Genomic DNA, 19,771 nt, shown 5'->3' on the forward strand with positions numbered 1-19,771 from the left:
TCATCGGCGCGATGTTTCACGTGAAACATCGCGCCGATGACTTCGCGACTGAGCAGCGCAATGCGGCTAAGCGCCGCCGATTTCCCCAGCCAAGGTATCGAGCGCGGTCAGCGCGGACTGGCTGGCGCTTTCCATCTTTTGCACCGCCGCCGCCACCGATGCCAGCACCTTGGCATCGACCGCCTTGATTGCATCTGCCGCTTGCTGGCTATAGCTGCGCAAAGCGGCATCCAGCGCGCCAAAACTCTTTTGTCGGCCATGATGGGCCTTTACTTCCGCATCGCTGAGCCAGCGGCCTAGCTCGCCCTCTGCCAGACCATTCAGCGCCATCTCGACACTCATCTCACCCGCACCGAACACCCGCTGATAGACGCTGGCCTTGTAGCGCTGCAACTCCAGCTTGCCCAGCTCGAAAAACTGCTTTTGACCATGATGACCGATGCGGCGGGCGAGATCAGCGGCACCGTCGCCGACCGCGCCAAGTTGGGCGGCGGCGGCATTGCCATCCTCGCTGCGCTGCGCGGCTTCATCAGCCAGGGTTTGCATGGTTTCCCGCGCAACGTGGGTGCTATCGCGAATCGCATCCACGATCACGGCAATCTCAGTCGCCGCGCCATTGGTGCGCTCCGCCAGTTTGCGTACCTCGTCGGCAACCACGGCAAAACCGCGACCAGCTTCACCCGCGCGTGCCGCTTCGATGGCGGCATTCAGCGCTAGCAGATTCGTCTGTTTGGCAATTTCCTGAATCAGCCGGACGAAATTGACGATCTCGCCCGAGCGGCTATCCAGCTGATCGACTGCATGAGCGGATGCCTGCGCGGTAGACGAGAGGGTAGACAAGCTAGCCACCAACACCTGCGCTTGCTGTTGGGTGGTCTCCGCCAGTTGTGCCGTGGTGAGCGCTGCTTCCCGCTCCGACGCGAAATCGGCGTTCAGCTCGGCGCTGCTGGCGACCAATTGCGCAAAGGTCGCGCCCGAGCCGGAGAGCTGCGCAAAGATATCGCGGTATTGCCCACCCACCGTCAGCAGATGTTGATTCAGCTGCCGGTCGAGCATTTCCAGGAAGTGGGTATCGCGGTCGTGCCGCGCCACTTGCGCCAGCAAGCGATCATTCTCGTCTTGCAGCGCATGCAGCTTGGCTTCCAGCATCTGGCGTTGATGTTCGTGTCGCGACACGGGCGCTCTCGTCGTTATATGCCACCGCTGGGAAACGGCTGGCTGATCATTTTTCCGGCTCCAAGTATAGTGGAAGGCCGTTTGTTCCTGCCTGCCGAATATCCCGATGGCATCGCTCTATCCCTACGTCTACTTGGCTGGCCCCGGCGTCTTCCGCCCTGATGCATTGGATTGGGGCAACCGCCTGCAAGCCGCTTGCATCGCCCACGGCTGGCGCGGACTCTACCCGCTGGATGGGGGAGTGCCAGCTGGTCTGACCAAACCCGAGCAGCGCCGCTGGATCTTCAATGCCAACTGCAAACTGATTCGCCAAGCCGACGCCGTGCTCGCCGATCTGCGCGCCTTTCGCAGCCAGAGCGAGCCAGACAGCGGCACCGCATTTGAAGTCGGTTATGCCCAAGCGCTCGGCAAACCCGTGTGGCTATGCCTGCCGACAGAATTGCAGGGGCAAGACCTGATCGCCCGCGTTGGCTCCGGCCAGGATATAGCTGGCAACGCCGTCGAAGATTTCGCAGCACCGCTTAACCTGATGTTGTGGGAAGCCGCCGCCGGTGTGGTTTACGCTGATGAGCCAGAGGCGGCCGTCGCTCAATTTGCGCAATGTTTCACGTGAAACATCGCTGTTTTCAAAAATGGCCCACTCGCCAATTTTTAAAGCAGCTTAGACATAGAACCTCGTTACAATCCGCACCAACTGAATTAAAAGCCACACGCCATGAGCCAAGACCTCGACCTGCTCGACCCGCCCGAAACCGAATCCACCGATAGCAATGAAGAAGCCAACACACCTGAGCCCGCTACCGGGCAAGGTGGGGGTGGCCGCTTCATTTCCGCCCAAGCGTCGACCACCGCGCCAGATGACGGCGAATCAGTGCAACTCGGTCTGTACGCGGAAAAGAGCTATCTCGAATACGCAATGAGCGTGGTGAAGAGCCGCGCGCTACCGCAAGTGGAAGACGGCCAGAAGCCGGTGCAACGCCGCGTGCTGTACACCATGCACGAGCTGGGCCTCACCGCCACCGCCAAGCCGGTGAAGTCGGCGCGGATCGTCGGTGAAGTGCTGGGTAAGTACCACCCGCACGGCGACCAATCCGCCTATGACGCATTGGTACGCATCGCGCAGGATTTCTCGCTGCGTTACCCGCTGATCGATGGCCAAGGCAACTTCGGTAGTCGCGATGGTGATGGCGCGGCGGCAATGCGTTACACCGAAGCACGGCTGACGCCGATTGCCGAGCTGCTGCTGTCCGAGCTCAAGATGGGCACCGCCGATTTCGCGCCGAACTATGACGGCGCGTTCGAGGAACCGGTCTTGCTGCCGGCCCGGCTGCCGATGTTGCTGCTCAACGGCGCATCCGGCATCGCCGTTGGCATGGCGACAGAAGTACCGTCACATAATCTCGGCGAAGTCGCCGATGCGGCAGTGGCGCTGATCAAGAACCCGGAGCTCGATACCGCGGGCCTGATGGAATACATCAAGGGCCCGGATCTGCCGGGTGGCGGCCAGATCATCTCGTCCCGCAAGGACATCCACGCCGCCTACGAAACTGGCCGCGGAGGCTTGAAAGTACGCGCCCGCTGGGAGAAAGAAGACCTCGCCCGCGGCCAGTGGCAGATGGTGGTGACGGAATTGCCGCAGGGCACGTCCAGCCAGAAGGTGCTGGAAGAAATCGAAGAGCTGACCAATCCCAAGATCAAGAAGGGCAAGAAGGCGCTCAGCCAGGAACAGCAGCAAACCAAGCAATTGATCCTGTCCGTGCTCGACCGCGTGCGTGACGAATCGGGCCGCGAGCAAGCAGTGCGACTGGTGTTCGAGCCGAAATCATCGCGGCAAAGCCCGGATGAATTGATGAATCTGCTGCTGGCGCATACCTCGCTGGAAACTGGTTTGTCGTTCAACCTGGTGACCATCGGCCGCGATGGCCGGCCGGGGCAGAAGTCGCTCAAGCAAATCCTGGCCGAATGGGTGAGTTTCCGTTTCGACACCGTCACCCGCCGCACCGAGCATCGCCTGGGGCAAGTCAACGATCGCATCCATATTCTGGAAGGCCGGCATATCGTCTTCCTGAATATCGACGAGGTGATCCGCATCATCCGCGAGAGCGACGAGCCAAAACCGGCGCTGATCGCCCGCTTCAACCTGTCTGATCGACAAGCCGAAGACATCCTCGAAATCCGCTTGCGCCAGTTGGCACGGCTGGAAGGGATCAAGATCGAGCAGGAATTGGCCGAATTGCGCGGCGAAAAGGAAGAGCTGGAACATCTGCTCGCCAATCGCCCGGCCATGCAAAAACTGATCATCAAGGAAATCGAAGCGGACCGGAAAAAGTTTGCCGACCCACGCCGCACCTTGATTGAAGAAGCGGAACGCGCCTCGGTGGAAGTGGCGGTGGTCGACGAGCCAACCACGCTGATCCTGTCCGAGAAAGGTTGGCTACGGTCGCGCCAAGGCCACGGCATCGATGTGCAGAACCTCGCGTTCAAGGATGGCGATGCGCTGCATTCGGCCATTGAATGCCGCACTGTGGATAGCGTCGCGCTCGTTGGTAGCGATGGCCGCGTCTACACCATTCAGGCCGCCGTGGTACCGGGCGGACGTGGCGATGGCGTGCCGGTCACAACGCTGGTCGAGCTGACCGCCAAGAGCCGCATTGTGCAGATGCTGGTCGGGCAGGGCAGTGATTGGCTGGTGATCGCCAACACGGCCGGCTATGGCTTCACTTGCCAGTTCGATAATCTGTTGAGCCGCCAGAAAGCTGGCAAGAGCTTTATCACCGTTGAAACCGGCGAATCGCTGCTGAAGATTTCGAGTTTTGTTCCACGTGAAACATCATTGGTGGCATGCCTATCCAAGGCCGGCAAGTTGCACCTGTTCCCGCTCAGCGAGTTCAAGCAGCTCAGCGGCGGCGGCAAGGGCGTGCAAACCATGGCGCTGGACGACAAGGACGCGCTGGCCGCGATCACCGTTTGCGATGGCGAAACGCTGCGCCTGACCGGCACCGGCCGTGGCGGCAAATCCACCGAGCTGACGCTGGATGCGAACGAGATGGCCCCCTATGTCGGCAAGCGCGCACGCAAGGGTAAACCGATCAATGCCGGGCTGAAGTTTCCCGGCTTCTGAGCCATGAATGCAGCGCTCCGTGCCATCTGGCTCGATCTCGGCATTGCCGAATCAGTCCTCGTCGCGAAGCAACTGCGTATCTATGCCGAGGCCGACTCGCTCGTTGAGTTCGTCGACAACGAGCGAGTCTGGCTGTTGATCCCCGCAGCCGCTAACGCATGGCAGGCGATGCAAGTGGCAGCGGCACAAGATGGCATTGCGCTGCAGATCATTTCCGCCTATCGCTCGACCGAGCGGCAGGTGGAACTGATCCAGTACAAGTTGAATGCCGGGCAATCGATCGATGCCATCCTGCAAGTGCTGGCGCCACCAGGTTGCAGCGAGCACCACACGGGCCGCGCCGTCGACGTGCATACCCCCGGTGGCGAGATGGCGAACGAAGCGTTCGAGCAAACACCGGCTTATGCGTGGCTGCTGGTCAACGCAGGGCGCTTTGGCTTTACGCTGTCGTTTCCACGTGACAATCCGTTCGGCTACGTGTTCGAGCCTTGGCATTGGTGTTATCAGCCCACATGAAAAAGCCGGCAATTGCCGGCTTTTTGCTACCCGATGCTGATCAATGCCAGATATTAGATCTCGCCGATGAAATCCGGCTTACCCAGCGGTACACCGTTATGGCGCAGGATCGCGTAGGCAGTGGTGACATGGAAGTACACGTTCGGAATCGCCATATGCAACAGGTATGGCGCACCATCCAGCGGCCTGTCCGGCATCCAGGGCAAGGTGATTTGCTTTGCCGCTGTGTCGTCCAGCGCCTCGGCAGGAATCCCCTTCAAATAGCCAATCGTGGTCGCAATGCGCGCTTGGAGCTGAGCGAAGGTCGTTTCATCGTCAGGAAATTTCGGCGGAGCAATGCCAGTCAAACGGCCGATCGACCCCTTGCTCTGGTCAGTGGCGATCTGCACTTGTTTCACCAGCGGGTACATATCCGGGAAGAGGCGCGACTGCAGCAGCACCGATTCATCAATCTTGCGTTCGGCCGCATAGGCCACGGCTTTGTCCAGAATGGTGGACAGGTTGCCAAGCATGCGAATGAAAGACGGTACCGAGATTTGGTAGTACGACGGAGACATGCGAATACTCCTGGGAGGGGGAAAGATCAGGCAGGCGACGTGGCTTACACTTTCGCCGACCAACGGTTTCATATTTGCCGGTAATAGCCCGATATTGAAGTTATGGGCAGCGACAACAATTCATTCACGCCGCTACCGGGGAGTTCAAAATGCGTTTCGCCATCCATCCAGTATGGAATACCACCGCATCACCACAGACGCTACGTTATGGGCTGTATGTCGTCGGCCTGCAAGGCGAGAGAGAAGTAGCGCGGGCGGATTCGATGCCGGCCATCGAAACCATGCGGATGCGGCTGATCAACCGCGTCATGCAGCACAACAAGCGCTAGTCGCCCAGATTCAGTACTTCCAGCGTCTCGCTCGCGCCGCGCAATAGCGGCGCACCCATCAGCCAGTCCATGATCTGCCCGGCTGATTCCCCCGGCGAAGATTGATCGGTCACCGCTGCAAAGTCATACACGATGCCTTGGTGCACCCGCTCAAACTCCCACGTTGCCAATCCGGCCGCCCGATCTCCCCGTTGCGTTTCGCGCGCAACGGCTGTCGCCAATTCACACTGCACCGCCACCAGCGCCACCGAATAACCCGCCAGCTCGGTCAATAGCTCGCGCTGTTCGTCGCGCTCACACCAGGCGTTATCGACAATCAATTTGAGCCCGGCCTGCAACAGGCTTGGCATCGCATAATGATAGCCACGTACCAACGCCGGCCAATCGTAGCCCGCCCGCGTGATGATTTCGCCGCGCTGCATCTTGCCGAGGTCGGATGCCGGCAGCGCATCCAGAATGCTATCGATGCTGAAATTGAGGTATTGCTCCGGCAGCCGCTCCTGCAAGGCTTTGGCGATGCTGGTCTTGCCGGAGGAGCTGGTGCCGTTAAGGACGATGACTTGCGGCAGGGTGGGCAGTTGCACACTCATCGTTTCACGTGAAACAACGCGGCAAATTGTCGTGCCGTTTCAGCCACATCAGCGGATTCGAACAGTGCGCCGATCACGGCAATACAATCCGCACCGGCGGCAACCACGTCTGCTGCGTTCAGCGGATTGATGCCGCCAATCGCCACACTCGGTACACCGAGGCTTTTAGCCGCGTCGAACAACTCGAGCGACGCTCGCACCGCGTTCGGCTTGGTGCCAGACGGAAATACAGCACCAAAGGCAATGTAATTCGCTCCAGCCGCAACGGCATTTTCTGCCAGCTCAAACCGGTTGTAGCAGGATGCGCCGAGCAATTTTCCGGCCGGCAACCGCGCTCGTGCGGCAGCCAGATCGCCATCGTCACCGCCCAAATGGACACCATCCGCATCGACGGCAAGTGCCAATTCAAGATCGTCGTTGATGATGAATGTTGCGCCGTAGCGGTGCGTGAGCGCGCACAACGCCGCAGACTGCTCACGCTGCAGCGCGGCATCAGCCACCTTGTTGCGATATTGCAAAATCGAAGCACCGCCGATCAAGGCCGCTTCGCACGCTGCGAGCAAGCGGGGCGTATCCGCCCAATCCGGCGTGATCGCGTACAGACCGCGCATCAGGCTTTCTCGGCTGGCGCGTCGTCGTCCTTGGCTGCGGCCTCGGCAATTTCGTCTTCACCCGGCCGCGCCCAGAACATCCGGTCCGGAATAAGCTGACCCATGCCCGGGCGAAACCCGTTGGAGAGCGTTTGCCAGGTGTATTCCTGCGCATCACGCACCGCCTGGCTGATCTCCACACCGCTCGCTATTGCGCCGGCAATCGCCGCCGCCAAGGTGCAACCGGAACCGTGATAGCTACCGGGCAAGCGCTCCCATTGATCGGAACGCACGCGACCATTGCCGCTGAACAGTGTGTTGGTGACCTTGGGCGTGTTCTCGTGCGTGCCGGTGATCAGCACATATTCGCAACCGCAATCGAGCATGCGCTGCGCGGCGGCATCGAGCGGCAGATCGACCTGTTCATCCGGATCGTCCGAACCAAGCCGGCGCGCTTCGATGCTGTTTGGCGTCACGATCAGCGTATGCGGCAGCAACAGCTCGCGCATGGCGCTGATCAGTTCATCGGTGGAGAACTCGTCGCCCCGGCCGCTGGTCAGCACCGGGTCGAGAATCAACGGGATTTCGGGGTAATCGGAAGCGATTTCGGCGATGACGGTCAGGTTTTCGATGCTGCCGACCATGCCCACCTTGATCGCGTCGACGCGCATGTCTTCCAGAATCAGCCGCGCCTGGTCTTCGAGCCAATCCGGATCGACCGGCTGAAAATCCTGTACACCGGCGCTATCCTGCACGGTGATGGCGGTGACGATCGGCAATGGGTGGCAGCCCAGCGAGGCCAGCGCCAGCGTATCCGCCGTCAGCCCGGCACCGCCAGAAGGGTCATTGCCGGCAAAAACAAGCACGAGCGGAGGAGTTGGATTCATACCGGGGAGTGTTTGGGGAGGTTTGGGGTAGAATTCCGATTCTAAACCACCGTGGAAATACCCCGAATGAAAAAGTATATGTGCTTGATTTGCGGCTTCATTTATGACGAAGCCGAAGGCCGCGCTGAAGACGGCCTCGCACCTGGCACCTGTTGGGACGACGTACCGCTGAACTGGACCTGTCCGGATTGCGGCGCGCGCAAGGACGACTTCGAGATGGTCGAAATCTAAGCCACTGGCGGCACGGAGAGATATGGCGATGAAGCATTGGTTGTTTACCGCGACACTGGGTCTGGCCTTGTTCGGCTGCCAGCAGGTCAGTACCACTGGCACCGGCACAACCAACGTCGCCCGCAAGCAAAGCATGAGCATGCTGTTGTCCGAACAGCAGGTTGAGCAGATGTCCGTGCAGTCCTATCAGGAAGAACTGCAGAAAGCGCAGGCGCAGGGCATCCTCAACACCAACGCCGCCATGACCACCCGCGTACGCGGCATCGCCAACCGCCTGATCCCGCAGACCGCCGTTTTCCGCCCCGATGCCGTGAACTGGAAGTGGGAAGTGAATGTGGAAAACAGCCCCACGCTCAATGCCTACTGCATGGCCGGCGGCAAGATCATGTTCTATTCCGGCATCATCACCCAGCTCAAACTCACCGACGACGAAATCGCCCAGATCATGGGCCACGAAATCAGCCACGCATTGCGCGAGCACAGCCGCGAGCGGATGAGTGAGGCCTACAACAAGCAACTGGCGATGCAGGGATTGTCCTTGCTCACCGGTGGCAAGTATGACAACTACATGGGCATGGCCGACCAGCTGGTCCAGGTTGGCTACACACTGCCCAACAGTCGCACCCACGAATCCGAAGCCGACATGATGGGGCTGGAGCTCGCCGCCCGTGCCGGCTACAACCCGCAAGCCTCCGTCACGCTGTGGCAAAAAATGGCCGCCGCCAGCCAAGGCCAGCCGCCCATGTTCCTCTCTACCCATCCTTCCAACGAAACCCGCATCCGCGATCTACAGGCCAAGATTCCAGTCGTGATGCCGTTGTATGAAGATGCTGCCAAGCAATTCGCGCCGCCACCCGGCGATCAGGCGAGCAGCAAGACCCGCAAGAAAAAGAAATAAGCCATGCAGTGGGTCAAAGCCTTTCACATCATCTTCGTCATCTGCTGGTTCGCCGGCCTGTTTTATCTGCCACGTCTGTTTGTGAATCACGCCATGGCAGACGACAGCGCCACTCGCGAACGCCTGCAGCTCATGGAGCGCAAACTGCTGCGCTTCATGACGCCGCTCGCCATCCTCGCGGTCGTTTTCGGCATCTGGCTGTGGTCCTACTACGGCTTTTTTGACGGAGCAGGCTGGCGCTGGATGCACATCAAGCTCAGCCTGGTGGTGCTATTGATCGGCTATCACGGTTGGTGCTGGAAGCTGTATCACGACTTTGCCGCCGATCGAAATACCAGGAGCCACGTCTGGTATCGCGTCTTCAACGAGCTACCGGTACTGGCGCTGTTTGCTATCGTTATCCTTGTGGTCGTCAAACCATTCTGAGGATCAATCATGCAGATCGCGCTTCGTCTGGTGCGCTGGCTGGCTTGGACGCTGGCAGCGTTATTGGCGCTCGTCCTGGTGCTTGTGCTCATCCTGGGCATCCTCAATCACTTTGACGAGAATCTCGAACCGACAACGCAAGCCTGGCTGAAACCTGAACCCCAAACGGTCTCCCCCCAGGGAAACGCCTACTTCTATTTCTATGGTTTTGGCAGCCGCGATCTCGATCCGGCTGCGGCAGGCAAGCTCTGGGTGGAGCAGAATCAAGCGCCACAAAAACCGATCGCGTTTAGCTACGACCGGCCCAAATGCCCGAAGACCGGCTCCTGCCTTGATTACACGCTGGCTCATCGGGCCGAGTTTGATGTATCGATTGCCGCAAATACCGAAATACTCAAACGCTATCAAGCACTGATTGCTTACCCGCGGTACGAGGAAGTGATCACCTCAATCAACAACATCCCTCAGTACGCGCCGATCTCGACCGGCGCCGGGCTGTATCTGGCACAGCAGACTTTTGGCATTGCCGCGCATCAGCGAGATGCCGGCAATAACTTGCTGCACCACCTGCAATTCTGGACTGAAGCCTTGCACGGCAGCCGTAGCCTCCTCAGCGCCATGATTGCCGCCGCCCAGCTCAAACAAACCATGCAGGTCGTCAACGAGTTCATTGAGAAACAACCCACCGACATGCTGCCGATCAAAGTCGAACTGCGAGCCGCATTGCAGCCACTCACCACGATCGACCAACAAAAATTCATGACCCATCTCTGGCAAGGCGAGTTTTACCTCACCGCGCAGGTACTCCAATCAATGGGCCACAACATTGGCGATGCCATGGGCGACGGCCCCCTCGATCAGGATCGCTCCATTCCCGACAAGACCAAATCGGCATTCAGTTGGCTGTTCTATCAGCCCAACGCCACACTCAATCTGCTGCGCCGGAGCAGGGAAGCAAACGGCACGCCCATCTCATGTGACCCAGTCAGGACGATGCTTCACCCCATCAATCCGGTCGGCCGGATACTGGTCTGCATCAGCCAACCGGACACCAGCAAATACGGCGAACGCATCGCGGCAATGCGACAATCGGCGATTCAATTGACCGACAAACTGGACAAGCTGCACTGATGGCCACCGAAATTGAACGCAAATTCCTGCTGAGCAGCGACGCTTGGCGCACCAGAATCAACCGCTCCACTCGCATCGCCCAAGGCTACCTGAACACCGATCCAGAGCGCACGGTGCGAGTGCGGATCAAGGGCCAGCAAGGCTATCTGACCGTCAAAGGCAAAAACGCCGGTATTGCCCGAGCCGAATTCGAATACGAGATCCCCAGCGCAGATGCTGAAGCCATGCTGCAACTCTGCCCGCAAGTGCTCGACAAGACCCGCCATCTGGTTGATGCCGGCGACGGACTCACCTGGGAAATCGATGAATTCCACGGCGACAACGCCGGCTTGATCGTGGCCGAAATCGAGCTGCCAAACGAAGACACCCGTTTCAAGATGCCCGACTGGCTCGGTAACGAGGTCTCCGGCGACCCGCGCTATTACAACAGCGCGCTATCCAATCACCCCTATTCAACCTGGTCAGCCTGATCAATCCAATCCATGAGCACGAGCATGAGTCGAAACGAACAACTTTTTGAACGCGCCCAGCGCCATATCCCCGGTGGCGTCAATTCGCCCGTACGTGCCTTTGGGGCAGTAGGCGGCACACCACGCTTCTTCACCCGCGGCGAAGGCGCCTATGTATGGGATGCCGACGGCAAGCGCTATATCGATTACGTTGGCTCTTGGGGGCCATTGATCCTCGGCCACGCCCATCCGGCCGTCATTGACGCGGTTGAACGCGCAGCCAGAAACGGCCTGAGTTTCGGCGCACCGACCGAAGCCGAGATCGATCTGGCCGATTTGCTGTGTGAATTGCTGCCGTCCATGCAGCAATTGCGCCTTGTCTCCAGCGGCACCGAAGCCACAATGAGCGCCATTCGCCTCGCGCGCGGCTTTACCGGCCGCAACAAACTGATCAAGTTCGAAGGCTGCTACCACGGCCATGCTGATTCGCTATTGGTCAAAGCGGGTTCCGGCCTGCTGACCTTCGGCAATCCGTCCAGCGCCGGCGTACCGGCAGCCGTTGCAGCCGATACCATCGTCCTGTCCTACAACGACGTCGCCGCGCTGGAACAGGCATTCGCCGAACAAGGCAATGACATCGCCGCGATCATCGTCGAACCCGTCGCCGGCAACATGAACCTGATCGAGGCCAGCCCCGAATTCATCGCTGCCATGCGCAAGCTCACGCAGGATCACGGCGCGCTGTTGATTTACGACGAAGTGATGACCGGATTCCGCGTCGGCATGCAATGCGCCCAAGGCTTGCACGGCATTACGCCTGATCTGACCTGCCTGGGGAAAGTCGTTGGTGGCGGCATGCCGCTGGCAGCTTTCGGTGGCCGGGCCGACGTGATGGCCAAGCTGGCGCCACTCGGCCCGGTGTATCAAGCTGGCACGCTTTCGGGCAATCCGGTCGCCGTCGCTGCTGGCTTGGCCACGCTGAATGCGATCCGAAATCCAGGCTTCTTTGACACCTTGAGCACCAATACCCGCTATTTGACCGACGGTTTGCGTGCCCTCGCCACCTCATCGGGAATCCCGTTTTCAGCACAAGCGGTCGGTGGGATGTTCGGCATCTATTTCAGCGCCAACGCCCCGCAAAACTATCAGCAAGCCATGCAATCGGATCGCGAGCACTTCAACCGCTTTTTCCACGCCATGCTGGATCAAGGCATTTATCTGGCGCCATCCGCATTCGAAGCCGGGTTTGTTTCCGCGGCACATACCGAATCCGATCTAAAAGCGACAATTGCCGCCGCTCAATCGGTATTCTCCGTAAGCTAAATCCTTTCCCGTTTTTAATTCCAATTCGCCGATGCCGTTTGTCTGATGACGAACGGCAAAATCGGCATCAATCCATCCCCGCTTCAATTCAATCCCTGCCGATTTCCCACATACCCTAGCTAGTTACCAACAAGGCATTGCAAAATTTGTAAGTAGTTAATGTATACGTAACTACTTAGACAGCATACTGACGGTGGCACATCCAAAATCCGTTCGTCCACCGATGGCATCCATCCATCCAGTTATCGTAGTCTGCGCCAAACCCTTGATGTAGCTTGCCATCAGGCGATCGCCATGCCGCAGGGATGGAAAGAATAGAATATTAGCTTATCATGTGACCCTAATATCAAATGTGTATACCGAGGCGGTCAACTCCATACATCTCGGTATAACGTAAGCAAATTTAGTGCGATCAGAACCATAGTGAGATGAGGGCAAGCAGCAGCATGACAAATTCCCGCCATTACGAATCCGGCTTTGGCAAACAGCCAAACAGCTGGACATATCCGATGAAGGAAGTCGTCATGCTTTCTATTACGCCTCGCAAGATGGCATGCCGTGTCTATCTTCAAAAGACTCAAGGCTTTTCACTCATTGAGCTTATAACTACCATGGCGATTGCCGGCATATTCATGGCAATTGCTATTCCATCTTACCAATCGATCATTTCGTCAACCGGTATCAGCGCAGAAGTCAATGATCTGTATCGTGATCTGGAATTTGCCCGTAGCGAAGCAACCAAGCGCGGCCTGAATGTGGCGGTCTGCCCGTCCAGCAATGGGTCCAGTTGCAGCACACAGGCCAGTTGGGCTAGCGGCTGGATCGTGATGGTACCCAGCGCTGGAAGCTGTGTTAACACCACCGGCACCGTTTTAAGGATCAAACAAACCTTTACATCGAAAGACACCGCCGCATACACACCCTCGCAAGCGGGGCAGACTTCGCTCTGCTTTAACAGAATGGGATTTGTGCCAACCAGCAATCTCGGCATGTTTACCTTCAATACCACCCCCGCAAATAACAGTACAAAACGTTGTTTGGCAGTGTCCGCTGTTGGACACGTTCAGATCCTGCAACAAGGCCAAACAGATGTCGCAGGGGCACAATGCACATGAGTCAATTACGCCTCCCCCTCCCAAACCGCCCTGTATCGCGTGCCGCCAACACGGCAGGCTTCACCCTACTGGAGGTGCTGATTGCAGTTGTAGTCATTGCAATCGGCCTGCTTGGCGTTGCTGGCATGGAAGCGCTGTCGCTGAGTAATACAAGCTCGGCACGTACACGCGGCTTGGCCGCGGTGATGGCCGCCAGTCTTTCATCTGCAATGAGTGCCAATCCAGGCTATTGGGCAGCAGGACTACTTGCCGCACCGGGCACGGTCAACGTCAACGTCAGCGTTAGTGGCGGGATCACCGGTGATACAACGTTGGCGGCTGCGGCAAGCGCGGATTGCACGGCTGTTTGCACGCCAGTGCAGCTGGCCGCTTATGACCTGACAAACTGGGGGAAGACAATCAGTCAATCATTGCCAAGCGGCACCGGCCAGATTGTTTGCACCACGACGGTGGGCCAGCCAGTCGTCTGTACCATTACGGTAAGCTGGAGCGAAAAGACAATGGCGGCGAAGCAGAATACCGGTCAGCAGCAAACATACAGTTACCAGACCGTGGTGCAGCCATGAAACGCCAATTGCATACAGGCAAATCACTCATTGATGTGCCAAAAGCTAATTGTCTACGTCAGATCAAACCCGCCGTGCTAGCCCAAAGGGGGTTTGGCCTGCTTGAAGTCATGATCTCCATGACTATCGCGTTGCTGCTTTTACTAGCGGTCTCAACGCTCTTCATCAGTCAGCGGCAAACTTACTCGGCACAAACCGGATTGGCACAACTACAGGAAAAAGAACGGCTCGCCGTATCCTTGCTGACCAATATCATCCAATCGGCTGGCTATTTCCCCAATCCGACCACCAACACCCAAGTCACCGCCTTACCCGTACTTGGGACCACCTACACGACTCCCGGCCAGTATGTTACGGGCGCCACCGGCGGGACGGGGAGTTCGGACACCATTCAGGTCCGCTACCAAACCGCACCAGGCGACGGCATTCTCAATTGTCTTGGTAACTCCAATCCTACGGGCACGGGCAGCACCAATAAAACCTACGACAATGCATTTACTGTCCAAACAGTAAACGGCACAAGCATGCTGACTTGTGCACTTGGTACCAATGCGGCGGCCCCCACTGCCAGCACCAGTGCCAATCCGCTGGTAGATGGCATTCAAAGCATGAAAGTAACTTACGGTGTCGATACGACCGGTAATGGTTCCGTTACCCAGTATGTAGATGCCAGTTCCGTCACTGATTGGACTTCGGTACGTTCCGCACAACTGGTGCTGGTATTTACCAATCCACTCTATAACACCGCCGCTATCAACAATAACGGACAACCATCGACGGTTAAGCTTACCCAGATCGTTCGGCTTATGGGCAAATCATGATGATCCAAATAGCCAGCAGCCCATTTGGGCGAATTCAATCTAAATCCCGCTATTGCCAGAATGGCTTCATTTTGATTGCCAGCTTGTTCATTCTGGTGATTTTGACGCTAATCGGCGTTGCCATGGCACATAGCTTCCGCCTGGAAGAAGGTATGGCAGGCAATACACGCGAAAAGGCCCGGGCACTGAATATTGCACAAAGCACGGTCGGCTATGCCGAATGGTGGCTTACCCAAAATGCCCAAGCGACTCCGGTCAGTTGTACCGGGACATATACCTCGCCCGTGATATGCACCAATTCCCTGCTGACGGCTGGTACCGCTTCTGCCAGTTTGCCATGGAGCAGCTATGTCAATTACACACCTCCGCAACCATCTAGTTCACAGCCAACTGCGACGATAGCCTCCAGTACTTCAGGAGGTGCTGGGACCTATTACAACAATCCGGGTTTCAACATTCAATATCTCGGCCTTGATACAACAGGCGCTTCCTTATACCAAATCACGGCATTCGCTTATGGCGGCAATCAGGCCTCGGTCGCAGTCGTGCAAAGTATTTATAAACTCAGTTCCGGCACCACAGATTTGGGAGTGCATTGAAATGAATATCTTGCAATCTGGCCCGATCAAAACGGCTCTGGCCATTTTGGTCAGCTGGTTGGCTGTCGCCAACCCCGCTGCAGCCGTTGTGGTATCGGATAACTTCACCGGTACGACGTCCGCCAATGCGTGGCTTTCATTCAACGGTGCGTGCCTTACTGCAGGTAATGTTACTTCGGTCACCGGCAATAATTGCACCAGTACAACTGGGCTATGCTCACCCACCAGCCTGAACGGCACGATTCCAGCCTGCACGCAATCAAGCTATTACAATCTTTTCAGCGCAACCCAGGTTGGGGGACTCCCCGATACGGCTGGGAATGGCGCATTGCGATTAACCAATGCAGACAATTATCAACGTGGCGCCATTGTTTCCAATTTCACTTTTCCATCCGATCAAGGCATACAAGCTACATTTACCACCGTCACTTATGGTGGCGACAATCAAGGTGGGCACGGTGCGGACGGGATCAGTTTTTATCTGGCTGACGGTAGCCAAGCCGCCTCAGTGGGCGCCACTGGTGGCTCGCTGGGCTATTCATGCTCGAATGGCAACCCAACAGCAGATGGTGTAATTGGTGGTTATCTCGGGCTGGGAATTGACGAATACGGTAACTTTTTGAACGAGGGAGATAATACAAAGACGGGTTATGGCTATCAAGCCGGCCGGATTGGCTTGCGCGGTGCAGGGAATGTTTCCTGGACTTGGCTCAATCAGAACTATGCAAGCAACTATCCCTCTTCAATCACAGATGCCTCTACGCAACAGCAGGGTGTACAACAAACCTGCAGCACTGGCTACGTACAGAAATACAAGAATGGTGGATGGCAATCTACAACCACGCCAGTACCGTTGGATTATGCGATCATCCCCACTGCTTATCAGGTTCTACCCAGCAATCAGCCCATCGCTAACGAAAGTGCTACCGTACGCGGTAATGCAACACCAATCAGCTACAAACTCAAGCTGACACAAGATGGTTACCTGAGCTTCTGGTACAGCTATAATGGCGGCACCTATCAGTCGGTGATTGCCAATCAATCCATCACTGCATCCAACGGCACACTGCCCTCGACCTTCCGTTTCGGCTTTGCCGGCTCTACGGGTGGCAGTACCAATGTGCACGAAATATTGTGTTTCAAGGCAACGCCTGCCGAACAATCTGCCGGTTCTGCCGGTATCAACCAGCAGCAGGCCGGACAAGTGCGTACCAGCACTCAAGTCTATCTGGCAGGTTACCACTCGGATAACTGGTGGGGTCAACTCACATCACAGTATCTGCAGGTCAATAGCAGCAACGGTGTTGTCACCATCAACCCAACCGCAACTTGGGATGCATCGTGCGTATTAACCGGTGGAAATTGCTCCAGTACTGGGGTCACCAGCGTCACCGCCCAAACATCGGCAAATCGTTCAATCCTTACCTGGAATGGCACGACAGGCATCCCGTTCCAATGGAGCAATCTGACAACGGCTCAGCAAACGGCATTGAATCAGGGTGATAGCAACGGGCAGACCCGGCTGGCCTTCCTTCGCGGTGACCGCACCAATGAATTGACCAGCAGTGGTACAGGAACCTTCCGTGCCCGTAGCGGGGTACTGGGCGACATCATCAACTCGAGCCCGGTCTGGGTCGGCGCACCCAGCATTCTCTACCCCAGCGCCGCCGGCGCCACCAGCACGACATGGTCTGATCAGCTGTATAGCAGTGCAACCATGCCAGAAAATGGCGGCTCGGCAACCACCTATGGCTCATTCCAGACTAGCTACGCTACGCGCTTGAATGTGGTTTACGCCGGATCCAATGATGGCTTGCTGCATGGCTTCCGCAGTGGCTCGTACGATGCGAGTGGCAATTATGTGAGCACCACAACTCCGAATGATGGTAAGGAAGTACTGGCCTACATGCCGGCTGCCGTCACCCAAACCATTCACAGCACCACGAGCGGGCTGGACTATTCATCCACGCAATATGGACACAACTTCTTTGTCGACGCGACACCCACGACAGACGATCTCTTCTACAACAACAATTGGCATACTTGGCTGGTAGGTGGGCTTGGTGCCGGCGGCAAAGCGATCTATGCACTTGATATCACCGACCCTACCCAGTTTTCGGAAACGAATTCCGGCAGCCTGGTCATCGGTGAGTGGAATAACAGCACGCTTACCAATTTGGGCCAAACGTACGGCACACCGCAAATCCGCCGCTTACACAATGGTCAGTGGGGCGTGATTTTCGGCAACGGCTTTAACAGTACGGCCGGCCATGCCGGCATCTATATCATGCTGGTCGATCCCAGCAACGGAAACAAAAGCTTCAAGTTTCTGGATACAGGCTCCGGATCAAGCAGTACCCCAAACGGCATCGCCTTTGTCACCCCGGTTGACCTGGATGGCGACCACATCACCGACTACGTTTATGCAGGCGACGTATATGGCAACGTGTGGAAGTTTGATCTGACGAGCAGCAACCCAGCGACGTGGGCCGTAGTCAGCACACCTATCTTTACCACTCCCAACAGCCAGCCGATTACCACCAAGGTGCTGGTAACCGCCAATACCACCGGACCAGGCTTGCCTCGCGTGATCGTCAGTTTCGGCACTGGCCAGCAGACACCACAAACCCTTTCCAATCCAGCCGTATTTGCCAGTGGCACGCAATCACTGTACGGCATCTGGGACTGGAATACGGGCAGTTGGAATAGCTTGGGCAGCACCCAGTATGCCTCTCTGACCGGTACACAAAGCATCTCCACGAGCACTCTACAATCCCAGACGGTGCTGGGCACCTACAACTCGACGACAAACGGCAGCAGCCAAGGCTATCGCACCCTCAGCAGCAACGCTGTGTGCTGGAAAGGCTCCACCGCATGTTCGAGCAACAACAACAAATATGGTTGGTATCTGAATTTGCCGACTTCGACCGAGCAGGTCATCTATAGCCCGATTCTGTATTCCGGCTCGATCATCATTAACACCACGATTCCGCCCACCAATACGCCGCTCACCTGCACTGCAAGTACGGCAACCGGCTGGACAATGGCGATCAATCCGGTCACCGGTGGCGCATTCCAGAAATCGTTCTTTGGCGATGCCAACAATAACTTCATCACTTATAACGGCCAGGTCGTCAGCGGTATTGCCCTCAATGCTACCGGCAGCCCGTCAGTCGTGATTTCACAAAATAGCCCTTACTTGCTTAACGAAACCGCGAACAGCGTCGGTACTGTCAACAAGATCAACCCGCCCAATGGTTCTTTAGGCAGCCGGGTTACCTGGATTGAATTACGCTAGAGGAATACACGGTGAAACCCATTCATAAAACACCTTTCAATCATTACCAAATTAACCGGCTTACGCCCAAGCCAGGTGTGGCTTCCCGGAAAGAAACAGGATTTACATTGATTGAAATAATGACGGTGCTCGCCATTATGGGCATTCTGGTGGCCATTGCCCTACCTGCATACCAAACCTATGTTCGCAAATCCCGCCGAGCTGTCGCCAAAACAGCTTTGCTGGATCTAAGCTCGCGGCAGGAAAAGTACTACTCCCTCAACAACGCGTATGCAACAAATCTGACGACACTGGGATATTCATCAAACTCGGTCAGCTTGCCAGATAGCACCAGCAACTATTACGCCTTATCTTTTTCAAGTGCGACCGCAACAGCATATACAGCTCAAGTTGCTCCACAAGGTGCACAACTAAATGACACCTGTGGCACTTACAGCATTACTAACCTCGGTCAGCAGGCTCCCACTACGACAGGTTGTTGGTAAGGAGATGGTATCTGACTTGGCATAATCCAGTGGTTTTGTTGTAACCACTGGCATTTGGTATTGATGTTCCGTTTATAATGCATCCAATAGCCAAGTTAGACCATTGTGTTGTGGCTAGGTCAAATAACCCTCCAAAGTTTCACATGTGAACGAGCAGTTTTCCCTCGTGACATAATATCTTGGCACGACCTGACTCTTTGAAGCTGGATGTAGCCGTTTAGGTATAACCATCAAGCAATTAAAATCTCATGCCAATGGAACGGGCGCGCATCTTGTTGCTGGGCTGTTTTTCTCATTTGCATTTCACTTCCTGATTCTGCATTTTCTGCAAAATGGTCCGCTGTATCTTTCATCTAGCGATATACCAACTCAACCCGCTCTGGAAGTTCATCTGCTTACGCACCACCATGTAACAGCAGCCAAGGATGCAAACTCAGTTATTAGTAGTATTCCTAGCAATCCCGTCCTAAAGCCAACGCGGCATGCCACACCCACGCTGAAAAATATCCCTCAGCCCGTTCAATTTGCCTGGCTACTAGCAAACCAATACGAGTATTGGCCACGTGCACAACTCAGTGACGGCGCATATCCACTTGCTCTTGTTACGGTCACCGATCCAGAAAATGCAGATTCCCAAGTTGGTGAGCAACATATCATTTTGAA

General features: G+C 56.6%; 22 protein-coding genes. 16 read left to right on the forward strand and 6 right to left on the reverse strand.

The genetic code is table 11. From position 1 onward, the window contains the following. Positions 1 to 66 precede the first annotated feature (66 nt). Positions 67 to 1,149, reverse strand: coding sequence for a methyl-accepting chemotaxis protein (locus tag BR41_RS24840; RefSeq protein WP_051710455.1), 1,083 nt, complete (start codon positions 1,147 to 1,149; stop codon positions 67 to 69). A 133-nt stretch (positions 1,150 to 1,282) separates the two neighbouring features. On the opposite strand from BR41_RS24840, the gene BR41_RS07725 reads away from it, so the two are divergent. The 3 genes from BR41_RS07725 (at position 1,283) to BR41_RS07735 (ending at position 4,813) form a co-directional block, all read left to right on the forward strand. Next, positions 1,283 to 1,789: a nucleoside 2-deoxyribosyltransferase gene (locus BR41_RS07725; protein ID WP_035054777.1), complete on the forward strand. Its 507-nt coding sequence runs from the start codon at positions 1,283 to 1,285 to the stop codon at positions 1,787 to 1,789. Between the two features lie 102 nt (positions 1,790 to 1,891). Continuing rightward, positions 1,892 to 4,297, forward strand: a complete 2,406-nt coding sequence (parC, locus tag BR41_RS07730; RefSeq protein ID WP_084186914.1) for a DNA topoisomerase IV subunit A — start codon at positions 1,892 to 1,894, stop codon at positions 4,295 to 4,297. Between the two features lie 3 nt (positions 4,298 to 4,300). Beyond that, entirely contained in the window at positions 4,301 to 4,813 is a 513-nt protein-coding gene (locus tag BR41_RS07735; RefSeq protein ID WP_035054779.1) for a M15 family metallopeptidase, read from the forward strand. Between the two features lie 53 nt (positions 4,814 to 4,866). On the opposite strand, the gene BR41_RS07740 is transcribed toward BR41_RS07735, so the two are convergent. Then, complete coding sequence (locus BR41_RS07740; RefSeq protein WP_035054781.1) at positions 4,867 to 5,370, reverse strand: DUF1993 domain-containing protein; 504 nt, start codon at positions 5,368 to 5,370, stop codon at positions 4,867 to 4,869. A 149-nt stretch (positions 5,371 to 5,519) separates the two neighbouring features. Here BR41_RS07740 and BR41_RS07745 point away from each other — a divergent pair, with 149 nt between their 5' ends. Next, positions 5,520 to 5,699, forward strand: coding sequence for a hypothetical protein (locus tag BR41_RS07745; protein ID WP_035054783.1), 180 nt, complete (start codon positions 5,520 to 5,522; stop codon positions 5,697 to 5,699). Here BR41_RS07745 and BR41_RS07750 read toward each other — a convergent pair. The 3 genes from BR41_RS07750 to thiD are packed head-to-tail and all read right to left on the reverse strand — an operon-like array spanning position 5,696 to position 7,766. After that, positions 5,696 to 6,289 carry a chloramphenicol phosphotransferase CPT family protein gene (locus BR41_RS07750; RefSeq protein WP_035054785.1) on the reverse strand — a complete coding sequence of 198 codons (594 nt, stop codon included), beginning with the start codon at positions 6,287 to 6,289 and terminating at the stop codon, positions 5,696 to 5,698. The two genes, BR41_RS07745 and BR41_RS07750, sit on opposite strands and share 4 nt — an antisense overlap. Next, positions 6,286 to 6,900 (reverse strand): thiamine phosphate synthase, encoded by a 615-nt coding sequence (thiE, locus tag BR41_RS07755; protein WP_035054787.1) that lies wholly within the window; start codon positions 6,898 to 6,900, stop codon positions 6,286 to 6,288. The genes BR41_RS07750 and thiE overlap by 4 nt, the downstream gene beginning before the upstream one ends. Then, positions 6,900 to 7,766, reverse strand: coding sequence for a bifunctional hydroxymethylpyrimidine kinase/phosphomethylpyrimidine kinase (gene thiD / locus BR41_RS07760; RefSeq protein WP_035054789.1), 867 nt, complete (start codon positions 7,764 to 7,766; stop codon positions 6,900 to 6,902). Before thiD ends, thiE begins: the two co-directional genes overlap by 1 nt. A gap of 66 nt (positions 7,767 to 7,832) precedes the next feature. Here thiD and BR41_RS07765 point away from each other — a divergent pair, with 66 nt between their 5' ends. The 12 genes from BR41_RS07765 (at position 7,833) to BR41_RS25405 (ending at position 19,108) form a co-directional block, all read left to right on the forward strand. Beyond that, complete coding sequence (locus BR41_RS07765; protein ID WP_035054791.1) at positions 7,833 to 7,997, forward strand: rubredoxin; 165 nt, start codon at positions 7,833 to 7,835, stop codon at positions 7,995 to 7,997. A 28-nt stretch (positions 7,998 to 8,025) separates the two neighbouring features. Further along, positions 8,026 to 8,895 (forward strand): M48 family metallopeptidase, encoded by an 870-nt coding sequence (locus BR41_RS07770; RefSeq protein WP_156970603.1) that lies wholly within the window; start codon positions 8,026 to 8,028, stop codon positions 8,893 to 8,895. A gap of 3 nt (positions 8,896 to 8,898) precedes the next feature. Next, positions 8,899 to 9,321, forward strand: coding sequence for a CopD family protein (locus BR41_RS07775; protein WP_035054793.1), 423 nt, complete (start codon positions 8,899 to 8,901; stop codon positions 9,319 to 9,321). Between the two features lie 30 nt (positions 9,322 to 9,351). Continuing rightward, positions 9,352 to 10,452 carry a hypothetical protein gene (locus tag BR41_RS07780; RefSeq protein ID WP_169741267.1) on the forward strand — a complete coding sequence of 367 codons (1,101 nt, stop codon included), beginning with the start codon at positions 9,352 to 9,354 and terminating at the stop codon, positions 10,450 to 10,452. Next, positions 10,452 to 10,922 (forward strand): CYTH domain-containing protein, encoded by a 471-nt coding sequence (locus BR41_RS07785; RefSeq protein WP_035054797.1) that lies wholly within the window; start codon positions 10,452 to 10,454, stop codon positions 10,920 to 10,922. Before BR41_RS07780 ends, BR41_RS07785 begins: the two co-directional genes overlap by 1 nt. 24 nt (positions 10,923 to 10,946) lie before the next feature. Further along, on the forward strand, positions 10,947 to 12,224 hold the full coding sequence (hemL, locus tag BR41_RS07790; RefSeq protein ID WP_035054799.1) for a glutamate-1-semialdehyde 2,1-aminomutase: 1,278 nt from the start codon (positions 10,947 to 10,949) through the stop codon (positions 12,222 to 12,224). Positions 12,225 to 12,670: 446 nt separating this feature from the next. After that, positions 12,671 to 13,339 carry a GspH/FimT family pseudopilin gene (locus BR41_RS24595; protein WP_169741268.1) on the forward strand — a complete coding sequence of 223 codons (669 nt, stop codon included), beginning with the start codon at positions 12,671 to 12,673 and terminating at the stop codon, positions 13,337 to 13,339. Then, complete coding sequence (gene pilV / locus BR41_RS07800; RefSeq protein ID WP_169741269.1) at positions 13,336 to 13,905, forward strand: type IV pilus modification protein PilV; 570 nt, start codon at positions 13,336 to 13,338, stop codon at positions 13,903 to 13,905. The genes BR41_RS24595 and pilV overlap by 4 nt, the downstream gene beginning before the upstream one ends. Next, entirely contained in the window at positions 13,902 to 14,726 is an 825-nt protein-coding gene (locus tag BR41_RS07805; protein WP_051710464.1) for a PilW family protein, read from the forward strand. The genes pilV and BR41_RS07805 overlap by 4 nt, the downstream gene beginning before the upstream one ends. Then, a complete protein-coding gene (locus BR41_RS07810) occupies positions 14,723 to 15,325 on the forward strand; it encodes a pilus assembly PilX family protein (protein WP_084186917.1) in 603 nt (200 codons plus the stop codon). Before BR41_RS07805 ends, BR41_RS07810 begins: the two co-directional genes overlap by 4 nt. Before the next feature lies 1 nt (position 15,326). Beyond that, on the forward strand, positions 15,327 to 18,623 hold the full coding sequence (locus BR41_RS07815; protein WP_051710468.1) for a pilus assembly protein: 3,297 nt from the start codon (positions 15,327 to 15,329) through the stop codon (positions 18,621 to 18,623). Between the two features lie 11 nt (positions 18,624 to 18,634). Continuing rightward, positions 18,635 to 19,108, forward strand: a complete 474-nt coding sequence (locus BR41_RS25405) for a type IV pilin protein (RefSeq protein ID WP_281174002.1) — start codon at positions 18,635 to 18,637, stop codon at positions 19,106 to 19,108. Positions 19,109 to 19,338: 230 nt separating this feature from the next. Here the strand turns inward: BR41_RS25405 and BR41_RS25410 are convergent, their stop codons facing one another. Then, positions 19,339 to 19,461: a hypothetical protein gene (locus tag BR41_RS25410; protein WP_281174003.1), complete on the reverse strand. Its 123-nt coding sequence runs from the start codon at positions 19,459 to 19,461 to the stop codon at positions 19,339 to 19,341. Positions 19,462 to 19,771: the final 310 nt, after the last annotated feature.

The sequence above is a fragment of the Andreprevotia chitinilytica DSM 18519 genome, from assembly GCF_000711875.1.
Taxonomy (GTDB): Bacteria; Pseudomonadota; Gammaproteobacteria; order Burkholderiales; family Chitinibacteraceae; genus Andreprevotia; species Andreprevotia chitinilytica.

Excerpts from the sequence above, each read along its gene's own strand:
- BR41_RS24840 (WP_051710455.1), bottom strand. The coding sequence starts at position 1,149 with ATGCTGGAAGCCAAGCTGCATGCGCTGCAAGACGAGAATGATCGCTTG.
- BR41_RS07725 (WP_035054777.1), top strand. The coding sequence starts at position 1,283 with ATGGCATCGCTCTATCCCTACGTCTACTTGGCTGGCCCCGGCGTCTTC.
- parC (WP_084186914.1), top strand. The coding sequence starts at position 1,892 with ATGAGCCAAGACCTCGACCTGCTCGACCCGCCCGAAACCGAATCCACC.
- BR41_RS07735 (WP_035054779.1), top strand. The coding sequence starts at position 4,301 with ATGAATGCAGCGCTCCGTGCCATCTGGCTCGATCTCGGCATTGCCGAA.
- BR41_RS07740 (WP_035054781.1), bottom strand. The coding sequence starts at position 5,370 with ATGTCTCCGTCGTACTACCAAATCTCGGTACCGTCTTTCATTCGCATG.
- BR41_RS07745 (WP_035054783.1), top strand. The coding sequence starts at position 5,520 with ATGCGTTTCGCCATCCATCCAGTATGGAATACCACCGCATCACCACAG.
- BR41_RS07750 (WP_035054785.1), bottom strand. The coding sequence starts at position 6,289 with ATGAGTGTGCAACTGCCCACCCTGCCGCAAGTCATCGTCCTTAACGGC.
- thiE (WP_035054787.1), bottom strand. The coding sequence starts at position 6,900 with ATGCGCGGTCTGTACGCGATCACGCCGGATTGGGCGGATACGCCCCGC.
- thiD (WP_035054789.1), bottom strand. The coding sequence starts at position 7,766 with ATGAATCCAACTCCTCCGCTCGTGCTTGTTTTTGCCGGCAATGACCCT.
- BR41_RS07765 (WP_035054791.1), top strand. The coding sequence starts at position 7,833 with ATGAAAAAGTATATGTGCTTGATTTGCGGCTTCATTTATGACGAAGCC.
- BR41_RS07770 (WP_156970603.1), top strand. The coding sequence starts at position 8,026 with ATGAAGCATTGGTTGTTTACCGCGACACTGGGTCTGGCCTTGTTCGGC.
- BR41_RS07775 (WP_035054793.1), top strand. The coding sequence starts at position 8,899 with ATGCAGTGGGTCAAAGCCTTTCACATCATCTTCGTCATCTGCTGGTTC.
- BR41_RS07785 (WP_035054797.1), top strand. The coding sequence starts at position 10,452 with ATGGCCACCGAAATTGAACGCAAATTCCTGCTGAGCAGCGACGCTTGG.
- hemL (WP_035054799.1), top strand. The coding sequence starts at position 10,947 with ATGAGTCGAAACGAACAACTTTTTGAACGCGCCCAGCGCCATATCCCC.
- BR41_RS24595 (WP_169741268.1), top strand. The coding sequence starts at position 12,671 with ATGACAAATTCCCGCCATTACGAATCCGGCTTTGGCAAACAGCCAAAC.
- pilV (WP_169741269.1), top strand. The coding sequence starts at position 13,336 with ATGAGTCAATTACGCCTCCCCCTCCCAAACCGCCCTGTATCGCGTGCC.
- BR41_RS07805 (WP_051710464.1), top strand. The coding sequence starts at position 13,902 with ATGAAACGCCAATTGCATACAGGCAAATCACTCATTGATGTGCCAAAA.
- BR41_RS07810 (WP_084186917.1), top strand. The coding sequence starts at position 14,723 with ATGATGATCCAAATAGCCAGCAGCCCATTTGGGCGAATTCAATCTAAA.
- BR41_RS07815 (WP_051710468.1), top strand. The coding sequence starts at position 15,327 with ATGAATATCTTGCAATCTGGCCCGATCAAAACGGCTCTGGCCATTTTG.
- BR41_RS25410 (WP_281174003.1), bottom strand. The coding sequence starts at position 19,461 with ATGAAAGATACAGCGGACCATTTTGCAGAAAATGCAGAATCAGGAAGT.